At 76.8% G+C, this 1240-nt stretch carries 1 protein-coding gene and 1 pseudogene; both read left to right on the top strand.

Going from position 1 to position 1240, the window contains the following annotated elements; all coding sequences use genetic code 11:
- Positions 1-212: pseudogene (locus DQW85_RS22775) on the top strand (L-seryl-tRNA(Sec) selenium transferase); the annotation flags it as partial.
- A partial coding sequence (locus DQW85_RS22770) for a GTP-binding protein (RefSeq protein WP_205315326.1) occupies positions 212-1240 on the top strand: 1029 nt, incomplete at its 3' end. The pseudogene DQW85_RS22775 and the gene DQW85_RS22770, both read left to right, overlap by 1 nt.

The raw sequence follows: 1240 nt of genomic DNA, 5'->3' as shown, positions 1-1240 counted from the left end.
TGGGCGGCGGCGGCGCGCCCGGCGTGACGCTGCGGAGCGCCGCCGTGAGCCTGCCCGAACGGCTCGCCGCGCCGCTCCGGACCGGCGAACCGCCTGTCGTCGGCAGGATCGAGGGCGGTCGCCTGCTGCTCGACCTCCGCACCGTGCCCGCCGACCGGGACGACGACGTGGTCCGCGCGGTGCTGGGGGTGACCGGGGGAGGCGGGCGCTGATGCACGTCGTCGCCACCGCCGGGCATGTCGATCACGGCAAGTCCACGCTGGTGCGGGCCCTCACCGGGATGGAGCCGGACCGGCTGGCGGAGGAGCGGCGGCGGGGGCTGACGATCGAGCTCGGCTACGCCTGGACGGCGCTCCCCTCGGGGCGGCGGCTGGCCTTCGTGGACGTGCCGGGCCACGAGCGGTTCCTCGGCACCATGCTGGCCGGGGTCGGGCCGGTGCCGGCCGTCATGTTCGTGGTGGCCGCCGACGAGGGCTGGATGCCGCAGTCCGAGGAGCACCTGGTGGCGCTGGAGGCTCTCGGGGTACGGCACTGCCTGCTCGTGGTGACCCGCGCCGACCTCGCCGACCCCGCCCCGGCGACGCGGGAAGCGGGCGCCCGCCTGGCGGCGGCCCTGGGCGCGGGTTCCCGAGGCGGAAGTGGGACGGGTCAGGGCCACATGGGTCAAGGCAGGGCGGGTCAGGACCAGACGGGTCAAGGCAGGGCGGGTCAAGACCAGACGGGTCAAGGCAGGGCCGTGGTGGTGAGCGGGCGCACCGGGCAGGGCCTGGAGGAGCTGCGGGAGGCGCTGGACCGGCTGGTCGCCGCGCTCCCCCCGCCCGATCCCGAGGCGCCGGTACGGCTGTGGATCGACCGGGCGTTCAGCGTGACCGGCAGCGGCACGGTCGTGACCGGCACGCTGCCGGCCGGCACCGTCTCGGTGGGCGACGAGCTGCTGCTCGCCGGCGAGCCGGTCCGGGTCAGGGCGCTGGAGTCCCTGAAGGAGCCGATCGACACGGTGACCGGCGTCGCCAGGGTGGCGGTCAACCTTCGCGGGCACGACCCGCCGGAACGGGGGCAGGCACTGGTCACGCCGGGCCAGTGGACGTACACGGACTCGGTGGACGTGCGGATCACCCTCGTGGGGCGGCACGCGGACACCCGGCCCGCCCTGGAGCCGGGCCCCGGAAGCGGGTCGGCCGGCCAGGAGGGGCGGGCGCTGCCGGGGCGGCTGACCGCGCACATCGGGTCGGCGGCGGTG

Origin of the sequence: Nonomuraea lactucae (assembly GCF_003313395.1) — a bacterium.
GTDB lineage: Bacteria > Actinomycetota > Actinomycetes > Streptosporangiales > Streptosporangiaceae > Nonomuraea > Nonomuraea lactucae.
Note: the sequence above shows the minus strand (reverse complement) of the source record. Positions and strands in the feature narration are given on the sequence as shown.